A 21,304-nucleotide genomic window follows, 5' to 3' on the forward strand; every position below is an offset into this window, starting at 1 on the left:
CCCCCCCGGCGCCGCCCCCCCCCCCCCCCCCCCCCCCCCCCCCCCCGGCCCGCCCCCGCCCCCCCCCCGGGGGAAGCGGGAGGGTATTCGCCGGAGGTTCGCCGGGAAGACGTGGCGGTGGTCCGATGCCCATTCCTGTCATGCTGAACTTGTTTCAGCATCCAATTTTCCTCCAGCGATATCGCCTGGGGCACCTTGGACCCTGAAACAAGTTCAGGGTGACGATGGGGGTGGGTGGGGTGAGGACTCTCCCCTCAGCGCTCCTCCAGCCGCGGCAGCAGCTCGACGAAGTTGCAGGGCTTGTGGCGGATGTCGAGCTGAGTGGCGAGGATGCCGTCCCAGGCGTCGGTTACCGCGCCGGTCGAGCCGGGCAGGGCGAAGATATAGGTGCCGCGGGCCACGCCGGCGGTGGCGCGGGACTGGATCGTCGAGGTGCCGATCGACTGGTAGCTGAGCCAGCGGAACAGCTCGCCGAAGCCCGGGATCTCCTTTTCCTGGACGCGGGCCAGCGCCTCGGGCGTGACGTCGCGGCCGGTGACGCCGGTGCCGCCGGTGGTGAGGATCACTTCGACCTGGGGATCGTCGATCCAGCCGGTGAGCCGGTCGGCGATCCGGTCGGCATCGTCGGTGATGATCTCGCGGGCGGCCAGGATGTGGCCGGCGGCGGAGAGGCGCTCGACCAGGCGGTCGCCCGAGCGGTCGTCGGCCAGGGTCCGCGTGTCGGAAACCGTGAGCACCGCGATCCGCACCGGGCGGAAGGCGATCGCGTTATCGATTGGCATTGCCGTCCTGGTGGAAGGCGAGCTTGCGCGCGCTGAGCTTCACCGCCGCGGGACCCTGCATGCCGGGGAATTTCGGCCACATGCCCTGGGCCAGCGCCTCGCGGCTGCTCGACTTGCGGCCCTCCTGGTTCTCGTACATCCAGTAGTTGCGGAGCACGACCATCACATAGCCGCGCGTCTCCCAATAGGGGATGCTCTCGATATAGAGCAGCGGATCGCCGCCGTCCTTGATCAGCGCGTTCCAGTTGGCGACCGGGGTGGGGCCGGCATTGTAGGACGCGATTACCTTGGGCAGCAGGCCGCCGGTGAAGGGCTGGTCGCGCAGCTGCTCGAGATAGGACTGGCCGATCTCCATGTTGACCGACGGCTTGGTCAGATCGCTGGCGGCATAGTTGACGCCGTGGCGGCGGCCGATGTCGATCGCGGCGCCCGTCTTCACCTGCATCAGGCCCATCGCGCCGGCGGCGCTGCGGATCTCCGAGTTGAAGCGCGATTCCTGGAGCGTGTGGGCGAAGACCAAAGCCTTGTCGACGCGCCAACCGCCGGCCGGGGTCCAGTTCGGCGCCGGATAGCGGGCGGCGGTGAGCGGCTGGGTGCCCTGGGGGCAGTTATGGGTGAGCCAGAGCTGGGTGGAGGGCAGGCTCAGCCGGCCGGCGAGGCGGGTGAGCGCGACATGCTCGGACGGCGAGCCGATCTTGGCCTGGTAGCGCAGCACCTCGTCGGCCAGGCCATCCTCGTCGATCTCGACCAGGGCGGCGGCGACGCGGACGTTCGGGCGGCGCTCCAGCGCGCGCCAGTCCTCGGCGACGAACTTCTCGGCCTTGGCGGGCCTATCCTCGATGCCGAGCGCCGACTTGGCGAGCAGGCCGTAGAAAGTCTCGCCATATTGGGTGGCGGCGCGCAGCTTGACCTCGACCTTGTCGGGATGGCCGCACGCCATCTCGGCGCGCGAGCCCCAATAGAGGCCGGCGGAGCGCAGCTCGGTATCGGCGGCGCGGGTGGCGACGCGCTCGAAGGCGGCGGTGGCGCCGGCGCAGTCCTGCTCGCGCCAGGCGGCGAGGCCGGCGACCCAGTCGGCCTGCGGGGCCCAGTCGCCCGCGCCGTCCTGCGCCTTGGCGGCGACGCGGCGGGCATTGTTGTCGTCGCCCGCGACATAATAGATCCAGGCGACCTTCTGCTGCCACTCGGTCCGGGCCTCGGGCGTGAGATCGGCTTCGAAGCGGCTGACCACGCCTTCGGCCTCAAGGCCCTGGTCGGCCTTCACATAGGGCTGGATGGCGAGCGCGATCTCGGTGGCGGCGGTGTCGCTCTTGATCGAGCGGGCGCGCTGGCGGACCGGGGCGCCGTCATACCAGACGAGGCGGGCGGCGGCGGGAATGGCGGGGGTGGAGAGGGCGCCGCGGGTCTTCGCCATGCGGCTGAGCTGGTCGGCCTGGGGCAGCTCGGGCGCGTCGCTGATCAGCTGGAGCAGCGGGGCGAGCTCGACCTTGGGCGAGTTCTTGGCGGTGTAGAGCTCGGCGCGGGCGATCGCGTGGAGCGGGCCCGGCTTCATCGAATCGAGCTGGATCTGCGCGTCCTGCCAGCGCTGGGCGCGGATCGCGGCGAACACCTTGCGGTATCCGTCCTTCTGGTCGCTGTCGAGCTGCGAGGGGATGCCGTCGCCTTCGCGCAGGGCAGGCGCGCCGGCGCCGTCCTCGGCGGGCGTGGAACTGGAGGTGGTGCTGCCGGCCGGGAGATCGGCGGGGTTCGCAGTGTCGCCGCCCGAAACATCGGCCGCATGGGCGAGAGCCGGCGACGCGAGCAGCGTGGCGGCAAGCAGGATACGCATGGTCACAGGCTCCCCCGGGTCAACAGCAACAAATGCTTCCAGGCTTCGCTTTTGGCGGCCGGTCGATCCAGCAGGAAGCGTGGATGCAGGCTCGCAACAGCCTGTGTATGTCCGCCAAAATGGTTAACATCCACTAAACCATTTGCCGGTGGGCCGTCATTCGTCTCGGCTACTGCACGGCTCGCCGTTTGACCCAGAATCAAGAGCTTAGCGGGCTGCAGCAGCTTCAAATGGTGGCGGGTGATCTCGATCAGCCGCGCCTCCTGGTCGGGCGGGATGCGGCCGGCCAGCGGGCGGGCGACGGCGAGCGAGACGAAATAGACCGAATCGCGCGCGACTCCGGCGGCGGTGAGCATGCGCGAGAACAGCTTTCCGGCCGGGCTGTCGCCCAGAAGCGCGCCCTGGTCGTCGCTTTCCGGCATGTCGGTGAGCACGACGAGCGGGGCGTTGACGGGGCCTGCGGGCGCGATTTTCGGGGTGAGCCAGCCGGCCTCGGGCACCGTCTCGCCGGTGCGCCAGGCGGTGAAGGCGGCAAGCGTATCGGGCAGGACCTCTGGCTGGGGCGACGTTACGGCAGCCTGCGCCGCCTGCACGGGCGCGGGCCGCGCGAGCCAGTCACGAGCCTCGTCCTCCTGAAGGGTTTCGACGCCCGCATCGCGCCACCATTCGAGTGCGCTCGCGAGGGTACGCCCCCAATCTGCTGTGTATTCGCCTCCCACCGCTCCTAAGAGTCACGGCTTGACGGGCGGGTCAATCTGCCTTCATCGACCAAGGGACAGGACGTTGCCAGCTTGCGACGAGACAGGCGTGCGGCGTGTGCCAGACCAAGATTAGAAGGATGCGATGATGAGCGAACGGGAGTCGATGCCCTATGACGTCGTGATCGTCGGGGCGGGCCCTGCGGGCCTTTCTGCGGCGATCCGGCTGAAGCAGCTGGCCACGGAAGCGGGCAGCGAGCTTTCGGTGTGCATCCTGGAGAAGGGCTCCGAAGTGGGCGCCCATATCCTCTCGGGCGCGGTGATCGATCCCAAGGCGCTCGACGAGCTGCTGCCGAGCTGGCGCGAGGATGGCTGCCCGCTGGCCAGCACGCCGGTGACCGAGAACCACCACTGGGTGCTGAGCGAGAAGGGCAAGTCGGGCTATCCCGAGTTCATCACCCCGCCGTTCCTGCACAACAAGGGCACCTATACCGGCTCTCTCGGCAATCTGTGCCGCTGGCTGGCGGGCAAGGCCGAGGAGCTGGGTGTCGAGATCTTCCCGGGCTTCGCGGCGGCGGAGATCCTCTACCACGACAATGGCTCGGTTAAGGGCGTCGCCACCGGCGACATGGGCGTGGCGCGCGACGGCGAGCACAAGGGCGACTATCAGCCCGGGCTCGAGCTGCATGCCAAGTACACCTTCTTCGCAGAGGGCTGCCGCGGGCACCTGACCAAGCAGCTGATCCGCAATTTCGAGCTCGACAAGGACAGCCAGCCGCAGATCTACGGCATCGGCATCAAGGAGCTGTGGGATATCGATCCGGCCAATCATGTGCCGGGGCGGGTGATCCACACCCAGGGCTGGCCGCTGACCGACGGCGCCAACGGCGGCGGCTTCCTCTATCACCAGGCCGACGGGCAGGTGGCGCTCGGCTTCGTCACCTGGCTCAACTACAAGAACCCCTATCTCTCGCCCTTCCAGGAGATGCAGCGCTGGAAGACCCACCCGGAGATCGCGGCGATCCTCAAGGGGGGCAAGCGCGTCTCCTATGGTGCCCGCGCGATCTCGGACGGTGGCTGGCAGGCGGTGCCCAAGCTGGTCGCGCCGGGCGCGGCGCTGATCGGCGACGCGGCTGGCTTCCTCAACGTGCCGCGGATCAAGGGCACCCACACTTCGATGAAGAGCGGCATGATGGCGGCCGAGGCGGCGTTCGCCGCGGTCGGTGCCGGCCGCGAGGCGGACGAGTTGGCGGCGTACCCCGAGGCGTACGAGAAGAGCTGGGTCTACAAGGAGCTGCGCGGCGTCCGCAACGTCGCGCCCTTGGTCAAGAAGTTCGGCGACACCTGGGGCACGATGCTCGCCGGTGTGGCGATGTGGAGCGAGCTGCTCGGCATCCGCTGGCCGTTCACGATGAAGCACAAGCCCGATAACGAGGGCATGTGGCACGCTTCGGTGGCGCCCAAGATCGACTATCCCAAGCCCGACGGCGTGCTGACCTTCGACCGGCTCTCCTCGGTGTTCCTGTCGAACACCAATCACGAGGAGGACCAGCCGGTCCATCTTACGCTGAAAGACCCGGAAATTCCGATCGGCTACAATCTTCCGGTGTACGCCGAGCCTGCCCAGCGCTACTGTCCGGCGGGTGTCTATGAAGTTGTCGGCGAAGGCGACGATCTGCGCTTCCAGATCAACGCGCAGAATTGCGTCCACTGCAAGACGTGCGACATCAAGGATCCTACCCAGAACATCAACTGGGTGGTGCCCGAAGGTGGCGGCGGACCCAATTACCCGAACATGTAGTTTTGCGCTCGCGCTGCTGCTGGCCCTGCCGGCGGCGGCGCAGCAGCAGGCGGTGCCGGAGATCGACCTGCGTGACTATGCCCGCGCCCGCGCCGCCGATGCGGCGGGGGAGCCGGTGCTGGCCGCACCCGGCTATGCCCGGGCGCTGTCGGCAGTCCCCGACGACAAGGTGCTGGCGATGCGCGCCTATCGCCAGGGGCTGGCGGCCGGGGACTATGCCCTTGCCAACCGCGCCGCCGCCGCGCTGGTAAGCGCCAAGGCAGCGCCCCCCGATACCGATATCCTCGCCTTCGCCACGGCGTTGCACGGCCGCGACCGGCTGGGCGCGGAGAAGGCGCTGGAGCGGATGTCGAAGGCGCAGCTCGATTTCCTGGTGCCGGTGCTCGCGGCATGGCTGGCGATCGACCGGGGCGAGGACCCGCTGCCGCTGCTCGACACCGCGCGCGGCAATCCGCTGGCGGCCCGCTTCACCAATCGCCACCGCGCGCTGCTGCTGATCGCCACCGGCAAGCCCGACCAGGGCCTGTTCGCGCTTGCCGCGGCGCGAGGCACCGAAGATGCCCCAGATGTCCGGATCGATGCCGGGATCGCGCTGCTCCGAACCGGCCGCAAGCGCGAGGCCGACCGCGTGTTCGGCGACTTTGCCGGCGCCACCAAGGCGTGGCGCAAGCGCGAGGCCAAGGCCGGCAAGCCCGATGCCGCGTTCGGCGCCGCCCATGCCTTTCTGAACCTTGCCGGTGACCTAGGCGGCGAGGAGATGGCGCCGCTGTCGATCCTGCTCACCCGCGCCGCGCTGCTGCTCGATCCGCAGGAAGAGCGGGCCCGGCTGCTGCTTGCCGAGGCCCTGTCGAAGAGCGGGGCGACCGACCTGGCGCTGCAGACGCTTGCCGGCATCCGCGCCGACGGTCCTTTCGCCCGGGGTGCCGCGGCGGGCCGGATCTCGGCGCTGAGCCGGGCCGATCGCCTGCCCGAGGCGCTGGCCGAGGCCAAGGCGCTGGCGGCGGCGGGCAATGCCAGTGCCCAGGAGATCACCGTCTATGGCGAGCTGCTATTCAAGGCGGAGCGCTATGGCGATGCCGCCGAGGCCTTTGGCCGCGCGCTGGGCAAGTCCGACGGCGATGGCGGCTGGGAACTCAATTACCTGCACGGCGCCGCGCTGGACCGGGCCGGCAAATGGGACGCGGCATTGCCCGCGCTCCAGCGCGCGGTGCAGCTTGCCCCCGACGAGCCCGAGGCATTGACCTGGCTCGGCAATGCCCAGGCCGAGCGCGGCGTGGACCTGCCCGGCGCACAGGCGCTGCTCGAGCGCGCCCGCAAGCTCAAGCCCGAAGATCCCGAAGTCATCGATTCGCTCGGCCGCGCCTATTATGCCGATGGCGACCTGCAAAAGGCGCTGCCGCTGCTGGAGAAGGCGGTGCAGCTCGATCCCGGCGGGACCAGGCCCAACGAGCATCTGGGCGACCTTTACTGGAAGCTCGGCCGCCGGATGGAAGCGCGCTATGCGTGGCGGGCGGCGGAAGTCGCCGCCGAGGCCGAGGACGCCGAGCGGATCAAGGGCAAGCTGGCGAACGGGCTGAACTGATGGTCACCGAAATCGCCAAGGCCAAGCTCAACCTGGCGCTGCACGTCCGCGCGCGGCGCCCCGATGGCTATCACGAGCTGGAGACGTTGTTCGCGTTCGTCGCGGACGGGGACGTGGTGCAGGTCGAGCCCGCCGAGAGCGACCGCTTCACGATCACCGGGCCGTTCGGCGCGCTGCTGAGCGGGGAGGGCGACAACCTCGTCACCCGGGCGGCTTCGGCATTCCGGGAGCGCTTCGGCGGCGGCGCGCATGCGATCGCGCTCGACAAGCGGCTTCCGGTCGCCTCGGGGATCGGCGGCGGTTCGGCCGATGCGGCGGCGACCCTGCGGGCGCTGGGCGTGCTGCACGGGGTCGCGGTGGACGAGATGTTCGACATTGCCGACCGGCTCGGCTCGGACGTGCCTGCCTGCCTGTTCGGTCGCAGCGCGATCGGGCGGGGCAGGGGCGAGCAGCTGGAGCCGGTCGCCGGATTGCCGGGGATGCCGGTGCTGCTGGTCAATCCGGGGGTGTGGGTGTCCACTGCCGAGGTGTTCCGGCGCTGGGACGGCGTCGACCGCGGGCCGCTACCGGTTGATCCGCGCGAGGGGCGCAATGACCTGGAGCCGCCGGCGCGGGCAATCGCGCCGGTGATCGATGAAGTGCTGGAGGCTTTGGCTGCGTCGCCGGGGGCGGGGCTGGTGCGGATGTCGGGGTCGGGGGCGACGTGCTTCGCGCTGTTCGACAGCGATGGCAGCCGGGATGCTGCCTGCGCGGCGTTGGCAGGTCGCGGCTGGTGGATGCTGGCTTCCAGCCTCACCTGATTACCCAAAGCGGGTCCCTAGAGCCGTTCCCCGGCGAAGGCCGGGGCCCAGTTGCCACGAACTTCGTAAGGCTCCCGCGCCATCGATAATCCGCCGAGACTGGGCCCCGGCCTTCGCCGGGGATCAGTTCTGGTTCTGGGCGGAGTTGGTGGAAACAGATTAACCACCCTCGCGAACCGGTCCTTCGCAGTTTGGGCGGTAGATAGTCCCCAGCGGATCGACTGCCGGGAGCAGAACGTCTGTCGGTGGCGCGGGCGCAAGCCCGCCCCATCCCTCCCAACTCCCGCCCCCTTAACAGCGCCGCTTCAATCGGGCACAGCCGGGCCATGATCCAGCTCACCCGCAACGGCCCCGTCGCCACGATCGCGCTCAATCGTCCCGAGGCCAGGAACGCGCTGCCCACCGCCGCCTGGCAGGCGCTGGCCGCCGCCGCGCGCGACGTGGGCGATGCGCGGGCGGTGATCCTCAAGTCCGATGTCGCGGGCATCTTCTCCGCCGGCGCCGATGTCCGCGAGTTCGAGCAGCTCCAGGGCGATCCGGCGCTGCGCACCAGGTTCCGTGAAGCGATGCGCGAGGGGATCGAGGCGATCGCCGCGCTGCCGATGCCGGTGATCGCCGCGATCGATGGCGGCTGCTTCGGCGCGGCGGTAGCGCTGATCCTCGCCGCCGATATCCGGATCGCCGGCAAGCTCTCCGAATTCGCGATCACCCCGGCGCGGCTGGGCCTTGGCTATCCGCGCGCGGATGTCGCGCGGCTGGAGGCGCAGGTGGGCAAGGGCATGGCGTCGCTGCTGCTGTTCACCGGCGACAAGCTGCGCCCGGACGAAGTGCACAAGATCGGGCTGGTCGAGCTGAAGACCGGCAAGGCGATCGAGACCGCCACGGCGATGGCGGGCGCGATCGCCGGCAATGCTCCCGAGGCGATCCGGCTGCTCAAGCGGACGCTGCGCGGGGAGCAGACCGACCAGGGCTTCGAGGACGCGTTCGGCGGGGCCGAATTCGCCGAGGGGCTGGCCTCGTTCCGCGAGCGGCGGAATCCGGTCTGGTGAGCGTGGCCGAGATCATCCCGGGCAGCGGCCCGGTGCTGCTGCTCGGCGATCATGCCTCCAATGCCGTGCCGGCGGATATCGACCTCGGCGTGGATCCCGCGCTGATGGACAAGCATATCGCGGTGGACATCGGCAGCGCCGCGGTGGCCCGGAGCCTTGCCGCGAGGCTGGGCGCGCCGGCGATCCTGGCCAATGTCTCGCGGCTGGTGATCGACCTCAACCGCGAGCCCGATCATGTCGGCCTGATCCCGCACCGGAGCGACGGGCACCTGATCCCCGGCAACGACACCGTCGATCGCTTCGAGCGCATCGCGCGTTTCCATGCGCCCTATCACCGGCTGATCCGCGACCGGATCCGGGCGCAGCGGCCCCGGCTGATCCTGTCGGTGCACAGCTTCACGCCCTGCCTGGAGCATGGCGGCACCGATCGGCCGTGGCAGGTGGGGGTGCTCTACAATCGCGATACCCGTGCCGCGCTGCCGGCTGTGGAGTTCTTTCGGGCGCGCGGCTTCGTCACCGGCGACAACGAGCCCTATTCGGGCCGGCTGCTCAACGCGACGCTCAACCGGCATGGCGAGGGGCAGGGCATTCCCTCGCTCGCGATCGAGATCCGCAACGACCTGATCCGGGAGGATGCGGGGGCGGAGGAGTGGGCGGGGGTGCTGGCGGAACTGGTGGGGCAGCTTCTTTAATTCCTCTCCCTTCCAGGGAGGGGAGCGAAAGAGGCTTTGCGCGTCCCGATAATTTCTTTGCGCAATAGTCTTGCGTAAAAGTGCCTTCTGGCGACATAGGCTTGCGCATCATGACCAAGCGATTCGACAAGTCCAAGCTCCCCAGCCGCTACGTTTCCGTCGGCGTCGAGAGCGCCCCGCACCGCAGCTATTATTACGCCATGGGCCTCACCGAGGAGGAGATCGCCCGGCCGTTCGTCGGCATCGCCTCGGCGGGCAATGACAGCGCGCCGTGCAACACCACGCTCGATCAGCAGGCCGACTGGTGCCGGATCGGCGTGAACGAAGCAGGCGGCATGCCGCGCCGCTTCAACACGATCACCGTGACCGACGGCATCGCCATGGGCCACCAGGGGATGAAGTCCTCGCTGGTCAGCCGCGAGGTCATCGCCGACTCGGTCGAGCTCTCGGTGCGCGGCCATTGCTATGACGCGCTCGTCACCTTCGCGGGCTGCGACAAGTCGCTGCCGGGCATGATGATGGCTATGCTGCGCCTCAACGTGCCGTCGATCTTCGTCTATGGCGGCTCGATCCTGCCGGGCCGCTACCAGGAGCGCGACCTCACCGTCATCGACGTGTTCGAGGTGGTCGGCCGCTACGCCGCCGGCAAATGCCCGCTCTCCGAAGTCACCGCGATCGAGAAGGCGGCCTGCCCAGGCCATGGCGCCTGCGGTGGCCAGTATACGGCGAACACCATGGCATGCGTTGCCGAGGCGATCGGTTTGTCGTTGCCGAACAGTAACATGGCACCTGCTCCGTACAAGTCGCGTGAAGAGATCGCGATTGCCGCGGGCCGCCAGGTGATGACGCTGATCGAGAAGCAGATCCGCCCGCGCGACATCTGCACCCGCGAGGCGTTCGAGAATGCCGCGCGCATCGTTGCGGCGACCGGCGGCTCGACCAATGGCGCGCTGCACCTGCCGGCGATGGCGAACGAGTGCGGCATCGATTTCGACCTGTTCGACGTTGCCGAGATCTTCAAGACCACGCCGTACATCGCCGATCTCAAGCCCGGCGGACGCTATGTCGCGCGCGACATGCATGAGGCGGGCGGCATCTACATGCTGATGAAGACGCTGGCGGCGGAAGGCTTCCTCCACCTCGATTGCCTGACGGTGACCGGCAAGTCGCTGGGCGAGAATATCGAGGAAGTGACCTGGAACCCCGACCAGAAGGTCATCTATGACGCCAAGACGCCGATCACCCCGACGGGCGGCGTGGTCGGGCTGCGCGGCAGCCTCGCGCCCGAGGGGGCGATCGTGAAGGTGGCGGGGATGAAGCGCCTGCAGTTCACCGGCACCGCCAAGGTGTTCGAGCGCGAGGAGGATGCCTTCGCTGCGGTCGAGGCCAATGCGATCGCCGAGGGCACGGTCGTCGTCATCCGCTATGAAGGGCCGAAGGGCGGCCCGGGCATGCGCGAGATGCTGTCGACCACCGCGGCGCTCTACGGCCAGGGGCTGGGCGAGAAGGTGGCGCTGATCACCGACGGCCGCTTCTCGGGTGGCACGCGCGGCTTCTGCATCGGCCATGTCGGCCCCGAGGCGGCCGAGGGCGGTCCTATCGCGCTGGTCGAGGACGGCGACGAGATCAGCATCGATGCCGAGGCCGGCACGGTGGACCTGAACGTCCCCGAGGACGTGCTGGCCGCGCGCCGGGCGAAGTGGCAGCCGCGGATGAACGACTATCAGGCGGGCGCGCTGTGGCGCTTCTCGCAAAATGTCGGCCCGGCCTATAAGGGGGCGGTCACGCATCCCGGAGCCAGCGCCGAAACCCATGTCTTTGCCGATATCTGATCAAGTTCGCCCTCTCGGTGGAGAGAGGGCTGGGGAGAGGGGAAGGGCACGACGGGCATCCATGCTCGCGGCCCTTCTTTCCCTGACTGCCTGCAATACCCAGGTCCGCGACAAGGCCGCCGAGGCCCGCAACGAGATCCATGCCGAGAAGATGGAAAGGGCCGAGGGCCGCGTGGAGTGCGCGCCGCCGGGGGCCGAGAGCTTCTCCTATGCCTGCACGATCGACCGCACCCAGTCGCAGGACGGGCTGTTCCTCACGCTGCGCCACCCGGACGGCGGGTTCCGGCGGCTGCTGGTCACCACCGACGGCCGCGGGGTGATCGCCGCCGACGGTGCCGAGAAGGCCGAGGTGACGATCCTCGCGCCCGACCAGATCGAAGTCGCGATCGGCGGTGCGCGCTACCGCTTGCCTGCGACGGTGCGCGGGGCCAAACCGGGCGAATGATCCCGCCCGGCGCACCGATCGTAACCGCCGCCCAGATGCGCGCCGCCGAGGAGGCGGTGTTCCGGCGCGAGCCCCAGGAAGACGTGATGGAGCGCGCGGGTGCCGCCGTTGCGCGCGAAGTCGCCCGCTTCGCCCAGGGCGCTCCGGTCCTGGTGCTGGCCGGACCGGGCAATAATGGCGGGGACGCCTATGTCGCCGCGCGCCTGTTGAAGGCAGCCGGCCATGACGTCGCCATTGCCGCCTCGGGCGAGCCGGGCACGGGCGCCGCGCGGGCGATGCATGGCCGCTGGGACGGGGAGGTGGGCTCGCTCTACCAGGCGCGACCACGGCCGGTGCTGGTCGATGGGCTGTTCGGCACCGGGCTCACCCGCCCGCTCGAACGCGGGATCGCGCCGGTGCTGGCCGAACTGGTTGCCGCCGCCCGGTTCAGCCTTGCGATCGACCTGCCCTCGGGCCTTGCTACCGATACCGGTGCCGATCTCGGCGTGCCGAGGGGGATCAGCGCGACGCTGGCGTTGGGCGCGCTCAAGCCGGCGCATCTGCTCGACAAGGGGCTGGAGCGCTGCGGGCATGTGCTGCTTGCCGATATCGGCATTCCGGTGGAGAGCCCGTGGCGCAGCGTATCGCGGCCGCAACTGGCGGCGCCGGGCGCGTGGGCGCACAAGTACAGCCGCGGGCTGGTCGTGGTGGTCGAGGGCGACATGCCCGGTGCCGCGCGGCTGGCTGCCCACGCCGCGATGGCAGGCGGGGCGGGCTATACCGTGCTGGCCAGCGCCGGCGAGACCAGCGGCGGACCGGACGCGCTCGTCCGCCAGCGCATCGCGAGCGGTGACGATCTCGCCGATTTCCTGACCGAGACCCGCATCGGCGCGGTGGTGGTCGGCCCGGGCCTTGGGCGCGACCGCCGGGCCGAGGGACTGCTCAAGGCAGCGCTGAACGCCAATCTCCCGCTGATCCTCGACGGCGACGCGCTTACCCTGCTCGGCAAGTCCGCCGCGGCCTGGCTCCAGCGCCGCACCGCTGCGACCTGGCTCACCCCGCATTCGGGCGAGTTCGACCGGATGTTCGAGGGAGGCGAGGGCGACAAGATCACCCGCACGCTGATGGCCGCTGCCGAAGCGCGCGTGACCGTGATCCACAAGGGCGCCGACACGGTGATCGCCACTCCGCGCGGCGAAGTGCGGGTGCTGTCGCGCGCTTCGTCCTGGCTCTCCACCGCCGGCACCGGCGACGTGCTCGCCGGCACGCTCGCGGCGCAGGTGGCGGGCGGCAACAAACAGGCCGCCGAAGCTGCCGTCTGGCTCCATGCGCGCGCGGCGGCACTTGCAGGACCGGCCTTCATCGCCGATGCGCTGCCGATGCATCTTCCCCAAGCGATCTCCGAATGTCTGTAAGCGAAGTCCTCCGCATCGCGGGGCGCGGCGAGGGCGTTACCGCCGATGGCCGCTTCGTGCCTTTCACCGCCCCAGGCGACATGGTCGACGCGCACGGCGCGATCACCCGCGGGCCGCACCACCAGGAGCCGCCCTGCCGGCACTTCCCGGAATGCGGCGGCTGCCAGCTCCAGCATCTCGACGACATCGCCTGGAGCGGGTTCATCGTCGATCGAATCGCCGGTGCGCTCGCGCAGCACAAGCTGGTGACCGAGATCCGCCCGCCCGCGCTCTCGCCGCCCCGGACCCGCCGCCGCGCCACGCTCCATGCCGAGCGTCGCGGTCGCCAGGTGCTGCTCGGCTTCACCGGGCAGGGCAGCCATACCCTGATCGACCTGGCGGAGTGCCATGTCCTCGATTCCGAGCTGTTCGCGCTGCTCGCGCCGCTGCGGGGGCTGCTCGCCGCGCTGCTGCCGACCTCGCGGCGGATCAACGTCCATCTCGCCAAGGCCGACCAGGGCGTCGACGTGCTGCTCGATGGCCTCGAGGCCGAGGGACTGGCGGCGGCCGAAGCGATCACCGCCTTCGCCCATCGCCACCAGCTCGCGCGCTTCTCGATGGACGAGGGGCTGGGGCCGACGGCGCGCTGGGAGCCCGATCCCGTCACCATCACGCTGGGCGGGGTGCCGGTGCCGTTCCCCCAGGGCAATTTCCTCCAGGCGACGCCCGAGGGCGAAGCGGCGCTGGTCGCGGCGGTGCGTGAAATCGCCGGGGATGCCGGCACGGTCGCCGATCTGTTCGCAGGGCTTGGCACCTTCACCTTCGCCTTCCCCAAGGCGAAAGTCTATGCGGCCGAGGCGGCGCGAGACTCGATCCTGTCGCTCAAGGCCGCGGCCGGCAGCGCGCGCCGCATGGTCTTCGCCGACCACCGCGACCTGTTCCGCCGCCCGGTGACCGCCGCCGATCTGGACAAGTTCGAGGCGCTGGTGATCGATCCGCCGCGCGCCGGCGCGCGCGAGCAGGCGGGCGAGATGGCGAAGGCCAGGGCGCCGGTGATCGCCTATGTTTCCTGTAATCCCAATACGTTCGCACGGGATGCGGAAATGTTGTGCGAAGGCGGCTATCGGCTCGACTGGATCCAGCCGGTCGGCCAGTTCCGCTGGTCGACGCATGTCGAGCTGGCGGCGAAGTTCAGCCGCTAGGGATAATCCGCCCGCAGGAAGAACAGCCCGTCCGACGGTGCGTTGAGCCCCAGCGCGGCGCGGTCGCGCGCTTCGAGCGCCGTGGTCATGTCGTCGGGCGTCCAGCGGCCCTGGCCGACCAGCACGATGCAGCCGACCATCGAGCGGACCTGGTGATGCAGGAACGAGCGCGCTGAGGCGAAGACGCTGATGCGCTCGCCGTCCGCCACCACCTCGAGCCGGTCGAGCGTGCGCAGCGGGCTGTCGGCCTGGCAATGGGCGGAACGGAAGGTGGTGAAGTCGTGGCGGCCGATCAACCGCGCCGCGCCTTCGGCCATCAGCCCGGCATCGAGCGGCGGGATCACCCGCCAGGCGAGCCCCTTTTCCCAGGTGAGCGGCGCCCGTCTTGTTGAGATTCTGTATTCATAATGGCGTGCAACGCACGAGAAACGGGCGTGCCAATCGTCCGGCACCTCGACGCAATCGAGGATCGCCACCGGGTTGGGCCGCACCCGCGCATTGAGCGCTTCCATCAGCCGGAAGGCGGTGATCGGCTTCTCGATATCGATATGCGCGCGCATGCCCAGGCCGTGCACGCCGGCATCGGTGCGCCCGGCGGCGTGGACCGAGGCGCGCTCGCCAGTGACCGCGAAGGCGGCATCCTCGATCGCCTGCTGAACACTCGGGCCGTGGTCCTGCCGCTGCCAGCCCATGAAGGGCCGGCCGTCGAATTCCACGGTCAGCGCGAACCGCGTCAAAGCCGGGTGCCCTTGGGGATCTTCAGGCCATTGAGCAGCTCGCGTGACGTCATGACGCCACGTCCGGCCCGCTGGACGAGGGTGGGACGGATCGCGCCTTCGCCACAGGCGATGGTGAGCGCTTCGTCAAGCAGCACGCCCGGTGCGCCCGCATCCTCGACGATCTCTGCCGCATGGACCCGGAAGCGCTCGTCGGCGAACTCGAAGAACGCCCCAGGCGCCGGATTGAAGGCCCGCACCTGGCGCTCGACGTCGATCGCCGGCCGGGTGAAATCGAGCCGTGCCTCGGCCTTGTCGATCTTCGAGGCATAGGTGACGCCTTGCTCGGGCTGCGCGACAGCCGGATGCCCGCCCAGGTCGGCCAGCACTTCGACCATCAGCCGCGCGCCCATCGCGCTCAGCTCGGCAGTGAGTTCGCCCGCGGTCTTGCCGTCGATCGGGGTGCGCTCCTCCAGCCGCACCGGGCCGGTATCGAGCCCGGCCTCCATCTGCATGATGCCGACGCCCGTCTCGGCATCGCCGGCAAGGATCGCCCGCTGGATCGGCGCGGCGCCACGCCATCTTGGCAGCAGCGAGCCATGGACGTTCAGGCAGCCATGCTTCGGCGCGTCGAGCACCGCCTGGGGCAGGATCAGGCCATAGGCGGCGACCACCGCGACATCGGCGTCCAGCGCCCGCAGGGCTGGCAGCGCCTCGGGATCCTTGCGGAAGGACAGCGGGGTGCGGACCTCGATCCCCAGTTCCTCGGCCCGTGCGTGCACCGGCGACGGCGTGAGCGCCTTGCCCCGGCGCCCGCCGGCGCGCGGAGGCTGGCTGTAAGCCGCCACGACGTCGTGCCCGGCTTCCACCAGCGCATCGAGCACCGGCACGGCAAATTCGGGCGTTCCCATGAAAATCACTCGCATGCGGAGCCCTTAGCCCCAACCGTCATCCCGGCGAAAGCCGGGATCTCAGGCGGAGGTGCGGGAAAGGAGCCGCACGAGATCCCGGCTTTCGCCGGGATGACGGCCAGTTTCCTTTTCGTTCCCGGATAGCTACATCCCCCACATGGCATCTCCCGAGATCGAAGCGCTCACCCAGGCCCTGTCGCGACTGCCCGGCCTCGGGCCCCGCTCTGCCCGGCGCGCGGTGCTCCATCTGCTCAAGAAGCGCGAGACGGCGCTCGATCCCCTGCTCTCCGCGCTGGGAGCGGTGAGCCGCAATCTCGCCACCTGCGGCACCTGCGGCAATGTCGATACCTGCGATCCCTGCCAGATCTGCGCCGATCCGCGCCGCGACGTGCGCTCGCTCTGCGTGGTCGAGGAAGTGGCGGACCTGTGGGCGCTCGATCGCTCGCGGCTGTTCCCGGGGCGTTTCCATGTGCTGGGCGGCCGCCTCTCGGCGCTGGAGGGGGTGCGGCCCGAGGACTTGGGGATCGACAGGCTGGTCGCGCGCATCGCCGCGGGCGGGATCGACGAGGTCGTGCTGGCGATGAACGCCACGCTCGAGGGACAGACCACCGCGCACTATATCGCCGAGCGGATCGAGACCTATCCGGTGCGCGTCACCCAGCTCGCCCATGGCCTGCCGGTGGGCGGCGAGCTCGATTATCTCGATGAGGGCACGCTGGCCCAGGCGCTGCGGGCGCGGCGGCCGGTGGCATAGAGCGGAAGGTGCATTGCTTTCGCTGTTCCCCGGCGAAGGCCGGGGCCTAGTTGCAACGCAGTTCGTGAGTCTCCCGCGCTATCGGCAGTTCGTCGACACTGGGCCCCGGCCTTCGCCGGGGAACAGAAAGGCGGTAAGTCGCACCTAGGGCTTTTCCCCTCTCTTGCCCGAAAAGCCGTACGGGCCTAAATTACCCGCATGGCAATTCTACCCATCGTCGAGATACCCGATCCGCGCCTGCGCCTCATTTCCGAACCCGTTACGGAGGTGACGGACGAGCTGCGCGACCTGATCGCGGACATGTTCGACACCATGTATGACGCGCCGGGCATCGGCCTTGCGGCGATCCAGGTCGGCGTGCCCAAGCGCCTGATCGTGATGGACCTCCAGGAGCGCGAGGACGAGGAAGGCAAGCCGATCCGCGAGCCGCGCGTCTTCATCAACCCCGAGATCCTCGACCCGGCCGAGGAGCAGTCGGTCTATACCGAAGGCTGCCTGTCGATCCCCGAGCAGTTCGCCGATGTCGAGCGTCCCGCGCGCTGCCGCGTGAAGTGGCTCGACGAGAAGGGCGCCGCGCATGACGAGGTGTTCGAGGGCCTGCTCGCCACCTGCATCCAGCACGAGATGGACCATCTGCAGGGGATCGTCTTCATCGATCACCTCTCGCGCCTGAAGCGCGACATCATCCTCAAGAAGCTCAACAAGGCGCGCAAGGCCGCCGCCTGATCCCGAGCACCAGGAACGCAATCGAGCCGCGGGTGGCAACGCCCGCGGCTTTTGTTTGCGCGAGGCAAATTCGCGCTGTCCTCCCGCGATCGTTCGAGTTATGTTCCGTGTGCCCGCGGGTGTTGGCGCGCTTTTCTGGATATTGGAGGTTGGGTTTGGATTTGGTGGCGGTTGTGATCGCGGTTGCCGCGCTCGTCATCGGGCTCGGGCTCGGCATGTTCCTGGGCGGGCGCCCGGCGGCGCAGATGCGCAGCGAACGCGACGCGCGCGAGGCGCAGTTCAAGGCGGCGATCACCGATCTCGCCGCGGCCGAGGAGCGGGCCAGCCATGTCGAGGCGCTGCGCAGCCAGGCCGAGATGTTGCGCGACGAGCGCGACGATGCCCGGCTCCAGCTGACCGAGCTGCGTACCAAGGCGGAAGCATTCGAGGAGCGGCTCGCCGAGTTCAAGGGCGCGCGCGAGGCGATGGCGGGCCAGTTCCGCGAGCTGGCGGGCACGATGCTCACCGAGACGCAGGAAGCGTTCCTCAAGCGCGCCGAGGAGCGGTTCAAGGAGTCCGAGCAGACTTCGGGCCAGAACCTCAAGGCGCTGCTCCAGCCGGTGAACGAGCGGCTCCAGCGCTATGAGGAGGGCGTCGCCAAGGTCGAGGCGGAGCGGCGCGACGCATTCGGCGACCTCAAGGGCCAGATCGAGCAGATGCGGATCGGGCAGGAGCGGGTGAGCGCGGAGGCGGCCAAGCTGGTCAATTCGCTGCGCAACGCCCCCAAGTCGCGCGGCCGCTGGGGCGAGCAGCAGCTGCGCAACGTGCTCGAGACCTGTGGCCTCTCCGAGCATACCGATTTCCAGACCGAGGTGAGCGTCGCCGGAGAGGAAGGCGGGCGGCTGCGTCCGGACGCGATCGTCCGGGTGCCCGGCGGCCGCGCGCTGGTGATCGACGCCAAGGTCTCGCTCAACGCCTATCAGGATGCGTTCGGCGCGGTGGACGAGGAAGAGCGCCGCATCGGCCTCGCCGCGCATGCCGCCGCGATGAAGTCGCATATCAACGGGCTGGGCAACAAGGCGTACTGGACCCAGTTCGAGGAAGCGCCGGACTATGTCATCATGTTCGTGCCGGGCGAGCATTTCCTGTCCGCCGCGCTAGAATATGATCCCGGGCTGTGGGACTTCGCCTTCGAGAAGCGCGTGCTGCTCGCCACCCCGACCAATTTGATCGCGATCGCGCGGACGGTCGCGGCGGTGTGGCGCCAGGAGAAGCTGGCCAAGGAAGCGCGGCAGATCGGTGAGCTCGGCAAGGAGCTGTACGATCGCCTCGCCAAGGCGCTGGGCGACCTGCGCGTGGTCGGCTCGGGGCTCAATACCGCGGTGAAGAACTTCAACACCTTCGCCACCAGCCTGGAGACCCGGGCGCTGGTCTCGGCGCGCAAGCTCAAGGAGCTGAACGTGGAAACCGGCGCGCGCGAGATCGAGGCGGTGCCGGCGGTCGAGCTGCTCGCCAGCCATGCCGGCGAACCGGAGGCGGAGGCCGCCGAATAAGCTGGGCTATGGCGGCGCCGGAAATTGCCGCTAGGCTGGTGCGGAATCGAAACGGAGGGGAATTCGATGAAGCTGGCATTCGCACTCATGCTCGCCGCCGCACCGATCGGCCCGGCCCTGGCACAGGATGCGGCCGAGACGGCACGCAATGACAAGCTCGGCCAGGCGGTTCGCCTGATCCAGGGCGGCCAGCCGCAACAGGCGATCGACCTGCTCAATCCGCTGATCGTCGAGTATCAGGGCCTGTATCGCGGCGAGAAGCAGAAGCTCTGCCAGGTCGAGGATTATGAGACCGCTGCCTATGCCGGCCTGCCGGGCGGCAAGGACGCGATGCTGGTCGATGGCGGCTGGTGCATCGCGCTATGGGGCAAGGGGTTCGCGATGATCGACCTCAACCAGCTGGACGGCGCGATCCTGTTCCTCGAGCGTGCGGTGACAATGGCGCCGCTCCACCCGCATTATCTCTCCGAGCTCGGCTATGCCTATCAGGCGCAGAAGCAATGGCAGCGCTCCTACGACCTCTATGCGCGTGCCGCCGATGCGGCGAAGCGCGAGAGTGGCGAGCGGCAGAAGAAGTCGCTGCGCCGCGCCTGGTTCGGCATGGCCTATGACCAGATCGAGCTGGGCCGGCTCGACGAGGCGGAAGTGTTGTTCCGCAAATGCCTGGAGCTGACGCCCGACGACCAGAAGGTGAAGGACGAGCTGCAGTACATCAGCGAGCAGCGGGCGAAGAAGAAAGCGAGCTGAGGCCGCCGACCGGCCGGGGCGGGCGATCGGCGGCGAAGGTTCAGGGTCGGCCGCGAACCAGCGTCATCGTCCGGCCACGGGCGCCGGTCAGCACGAGCCGGTTGCCGCCACGATTGCCGGTCGACACGACCAGCCGGTCGCCGAGCAGGCCGAGGATCGCCTGTTCCTGCTGGTTCCGCGCACGATCGACACAGGCCATCCGCGTGCTGGCGACGCGATCGGTGGTCAGCCGGCCGCGCGCGAAGGTGAAGCTGCCGTTGAAGCGGTTGCAGCTGGCATTGCCCGAGACGCGGCCATTGTCGAATGCGATGGTCGGGCTGGTGCCACGCGCCACCGGGCGGCCGTTCAGCGCCTCGATCCGCCAGCTGCCATCGATCAGGCTGGTGCCGGCGGAGGCCGTCGGCTCGCCGCCGCAGCCCTTGTAGGTGCGGCCGTCAACCGTGACGGTCACCGTATCAGGATAGGAGCGGTCGCTCATCCCGTCGGAGCACTTGATATGGTTGGTGTTCACGTTGATCCGGCGGGTCTGCCAGATCTCGCCGGCAAAGCCGTGGATCACCCTGGGCGTCGCCACGCTGACCGGCTGGCGGCCCGGCGCCTCGAAGCGCATCGTCCGCGCGCCGATCGTCAGGCTCCAGAATGGCTCGGTGCCGCTGGCGCGATAGTCGGGCTGTGCCTGGGCCTGCGCGGTGGCGGGCAGGGCGGTCAGCGCGATCAGGCTGGCGGCGGCGATGGTCGAAAGTCGCATGGTTCACTCCCTCTCTGAGAGACACAATGCGCGGCTCGGGCTGAACGCTCCATGGCCGTAACGATTATCGACCGTTCAGCTTCGCTGCTGGCCGAGCACCTCATAGGCCATGACGGCGGTGGCGATCGCGGCGTTCAGGCTGTCCGCCTTGCCCAGCATCGGGATCTTCACCAGCAGGTCGCAGGCTTCGGCCATGAAGCCGGGCATGCCCTGCGCCTCGTTGCCGGTGAGCAGGAAGGTCGGTGCCTGGTACACCGGGGCGCGATAGTCATGCTCGGTATCGAGGCTGAGCCCGACCAGCTGGCCGGGTCCCTTGCGCAGCCAGACGAGGAAATCGCCCCAGCTCGACCGCGCCACCGGCACGGTGAACAGCGCCCCCATGCTGGCGCGCACCGCCTCGACGGAGAACGGATCGACGCAGTCGTCGATCAGGATCAGGCCGCCGGCGCCCACCGCATCGGCGGTGCGCAGGATCGTACCCATGTTGCCCGGATCGCGCAGCCGCTCCGCGACCAGCCAGATGCCCGACTTGCTGCGATCGAGATCTGCCAGGGTGACGGCGAAATCGGGATAGACGCCGACCACCGCACCGGGATTGTCCTTGCCCGAAAGCTTGGAGAGGATGTCGTTGTTGGTCTCGACCGCCCAGCCGCCCGCGGCCTCGGTGGCGGCGACCAGGGTGCGGACCAGCGCATGGCCGGCCATGTCCTTCGAGAAGAACAGATATTCGGGCACGCGACCCGCCTCATGCGCCTCGGTGAGGATGCGGAGCCCCTCGGCGAGGAACAGCCCTTCCTCGCGGCGATGCTTCTTGTCGCGAAGGTTGCGGACGCGCTTGATGAGCGGATTGGAAAAGGCAGTGATCTCGCGAGGCATGCGGCATCCCTGCGCCAGGAACGATGCGAAGTCACGACCCGAATGACTTGCCCGACCGCGTCGGCCGTTCCTATGCTGGGGGGAGAGATAGGGGGAAGGGCAGTCATGATCGGTGCGATGCTACTCATGTACTCGGCCGCGGGCCCGGGCGCGGGGGGGTGTTTGTTACCCCAAGGGGGCAAAAACCCCGCCAACGAAAATTCCCCCCAA

At 69.0% G+C, this 21,304-nt stretch carries 20 protein-coding genes; 13 read left to right on the forward strand and 7 right to left on the reverse strand.

Going from position 1 to position 21,304, the window contains the following annotated elements; genetic code table 11:
• Positions 1-254 precede the first annotated feature (254 nt).
• Genes moaB through AAHM44_RS22060 form a run of 3 tightly spaced genes read right to left on the reverse strand, consistent with a single transcriptional unit; the run spans position 255 to position 3,329 of the window.
• Entirely contained in the window at positions 255-782 is a 528-nt protein-coding gene (moaB, locus tag AAHM44_RS22050; RefSeq protein ID WP_342251331.1) for a molybdenum cofactor biosynthesis protein B, read from the reverse strand.
• Positions 769-2,610 carry a lytic transglycosylase domain-containing protein gene (locus AAHM44_RS22055; RefSeq protein ID WP_342251332.1) on the reverse strand — a complete coding sequence of 614 codons (1,842 nt, stop codon included), beginning with the start codon at positions 2,608-2,610 and terminating at the stop codon, positions 769-771. The genes moaB and AAHM44_RS22055 overlap by 14 nt, the downstream gene beginning before the upstream one ends.
• Before the next feature lie 2 nt (positions 2,611-2,612).
• The gene (locus AAHM44_RS22060) at positions 2,613-3,329 is read right to left on the reverse strand and encodes a uracil-DNA glycosylase family protein (RefSeq protein WP_269575181.1); all 717 of its coding nucleotides are present in this window, start codon (positions 3,327-3,329) and stop codon (positions 2,613-2,615) included.
• Positions 3,330-3,456: 127 nt separating this feature from the next.
• Here AAHM44_RS22060 and AAHM44_RS22065 point away from each other — a divergent pair, with 127 nt between their 5' ends.
• The 9 genes from AAHM44_RS22065 to AAHM44_RS22105 all read left to right on the forward strand — a co-directional run bounded on the left by AAHM44_RS22065 (position 3,457) and on the right by AAHM44_RS22105 (position 14,084).
• Positions 3,457-5,109, forward strand: coding sequence for an electron transfer flavoprotein-ubiquinone oxidoreductase (locus tag AAHM44_RS22065; RefSeq protein ID WP_342251333.1), 1,653 nt, complete (start codon positions 3,457-3,459; stop codon positions 5,107-5,109).
• On the forward strand, positions 5,078-6,691 hold the full coding sequence (locus tag AAHM44_RS22070) for a tetratricopeptide repeat protein (protein ID WP_342251334.1): 1,614 nt from the start codon (positions 5,078-5,080) through the stop codon (positions 6,689-6,691). Before AAHM44_RS22065 ends, AAHM44_RS22070 begins: the two co-directional genes overlap by 32 nt.
• Complete coding sequence (locus AAHM44_RS22075; RefSeq protein ID WP_342251335.1) at positions 6,691-7,491, forward strand: 4-(cytidine 5'-diphospho)-2-C-methyl-D-erythritol kinase; 801 nt, start codon at positions 6,691-6,693, stop codon at positions 7,489-7,491. The genes AAHM44_RS22070 and AAHM44_RS22075 overlap by 1 nt, the downstream gene beginning before the upstream one ends.
• 326 nt (positions 7,492-7,817) lie before the next feature.
• The gene (locus AAHM44_RS22080) at positions 7,818-8,540 is read left to right on the forward strand and encodes an enoyl-CoA hydratase/isomerase family protein (protein WP_342251336.1); all 723 of its coding nucleotides are present in this window, start codon (positions 7,818-7,820) and stop codon (positions 8,538-8,540) included.
• Positions 8,537-9,232 carry an N-formylglutamate amidohydrolase gene (locus AAHM44_RS22085; protein WP_446746015.1) on the forward strand — a complete coding sequence of 232 codons (696 nt, stop codon included), beginning with the start codon at positions 8,537-8,539 and terminating at the stop codon, positions 9,230-9,232. The genes AAHM44_RS22080 and AAHM44_RS22085 overlap by 4 nt, the downstream gene beginning before the upstream one ends.
• 110 nt (positions 9,233-9,342) lie before the next feature.
• Positions 9,343-11,064, forward strand: a complete 1,722-nt coding sequence (gene ilvD, locus AAHM44_RS22090; protein ID WP_342251338.1) for a dihydroxy-acid dehydratase — start codon at positions 9,343-9,345, stop codon at positions 11,062-11,064.
• Positions 11,065-11,125: 61 nt separating this feature from the next.
• The gene (locus AAHM44_RS22095) at positions 11,126-11,509 is read left to right on the forward strand and encodes a hypothetical protein (protein ID WP_342251339.1); all 384 of its coding nucleotides are present in this window, start codon (positions 11,126-11,128) and stop codon (positions 11,507-11,509) included.
• Positions 11,506-12,903, forward strand: coding sequence for an NAD(P)H-hydrate dehydratase (locus AAHM44_RS22100; protein WP_342251340.1), 1,398 nt, complete (start codon positions 11,506-11,508; stop codon positions 12,901-12,903). Before AAHM44_RS22095 ends, AAHM44_RS22100 begins: the two co-directional genes overlap by 4 nt.
• A complete protein-coding gene (locus AAHM44_RS22105) occupies positions 12,894-14,084 on the forward strand; it encodes a class I SAM-dependent RNA methyltransferase (protein ID WP_342251341.1) in 1,191 nt (396 codons plus the stop codon). Before AAHM44_RS22100 ends, AAHM44_RS22105 begins: the two co-directional genes overlap by 10 nt.
• Here the strand turns inward: AAHM44_RS22105 and truA are convergent.
• Positions 14,081-14,821 (reverse strand): tRNA pseudouridine(38-40) synthase TruA, encoded by a 741-nt coding sequence (gene truA, locus AAHM44_RS22110; protein ID WP_342251342.1) that lies wholly within the window; start codon positions 14,819-14,821, stop codon positions 14,081-14,083. The two genes, AAHM44_RS22105 and truA, sit on opposite strands and share 4 nt — an antisense overlap.
• Positions 14,818-15,726, reverse strand: a complete 909-nt coding sequence (gene fmt, locus AAHM44_RS22115) for a methionyl-tRNA formyltransferase (RefSeq protein WP_342251343.1) — start codon at positions 15,724-15,726, stop codon at positions 14,818-14,820. The genes truA and fmt overlap by 4 nt, the downstream gene beginning before the upstream one ends.
• A gap of 142 nt (positions 15,727-15,868) precedes the next feature.
• On the opposite strand from fmt, the gene recR reads away from it, so the two are divergent.
• From recR to AAHM44_RS22135, 4 genes are all read left to right on the forward strand, one after another.
• Positions 15,869-16,465 (forward strand): recombination mediator RecR, encoded by a 597-nt coding sequence (gene recR, locus AAHM44_RS22120; protein ID WP_184166645.1) that lies wholly within the window; start codon positions 15,869-15,871, stop codon positions 16,463-16,465.
• A 198-nt stretch (positions 16,466-16,663) separates the two neighbouring features.
• Positions 16,664-17,191 carry a peptide deformylase gene (def, locus tag AAHM44_RS22125; RefSeq protein WP_342251344.1) on the forward strand — a complete coding sequence of 176 codons (528 nt, stop codon included), beginning with the start codon at positions 16,664-16,666 and terminating at the stop codon, positions 17,189-17,191.
• Between the two features lie 215 nt (positions 17,192-17,406).
• Complete coding sequence (gene rmuC, locus AAHM44_RS22130; RefSeq protein WP_342251347.1) at positions 17,407-18,723, forward strand: DNA recombination protein RmuC; 1,317 nt, start codon at positions 17,407-17,409, stop codon at positions 18,721-18,723.
• A 66-nt stretch (positions 18,724-18,789) separates the two neighbouring features.
• Complete coding sequence (locus AAHM44_RS22135; RefSeq protein ID WP_342251345.1) at positions 18,790-19,470, forward strand: tetratricopeptide repeat protein; 681 nt, start codon at positions 18,790-18,792, stop codon at positions 19,468-19,470.
• A 40-nt stretch (positions 19,471-19,510) separates the two neighbouring features.
• Here AAHM44_RS22135 and AAHM44_RS22140 read toward each other — a convergent pair whose 3' ends face one another.
• Both AAHM44_RS22140 and AAHM44_RS22145 read right to left on the reverse strand, forming a co-directional pair.
• Complete coding sequence (locus tag AAHM44_RS22140; protein WP_269575194.1) at positions 19,511-20,218, reverse strand: META domain-containing protein; 708 nt, start codon at positions 20,216-20,218, stop codon at positions 19,511-19,513.
• 75 nt (positions 20,219-20,293) lie between these two features.
• The gene (locus tag AAHM44_RS22145) at positions 20,294-21,094 is read right to left on the reverse strand and encodes a TrmH family RNA methyltransferase (protein WP_342251346.1); all 801 of its coding nucleotides are present in this window, start codon (positions 21,092-21,094) and stop codon (positions 20,294-20,296) included.
• Positions 21,095-21,304: the final 210 nt, after the last annotated feature.

Source organism: Sphingomonas sp. OTU376, assembly GCF_038440415.1.
GTDB lineage: Bacteria > Pseudomonadota > Alphaproteobacteria > Sphingomonadales > Sphingomonadaceae > Sphingomonas > Sphingomonas kyeonggiensis_A.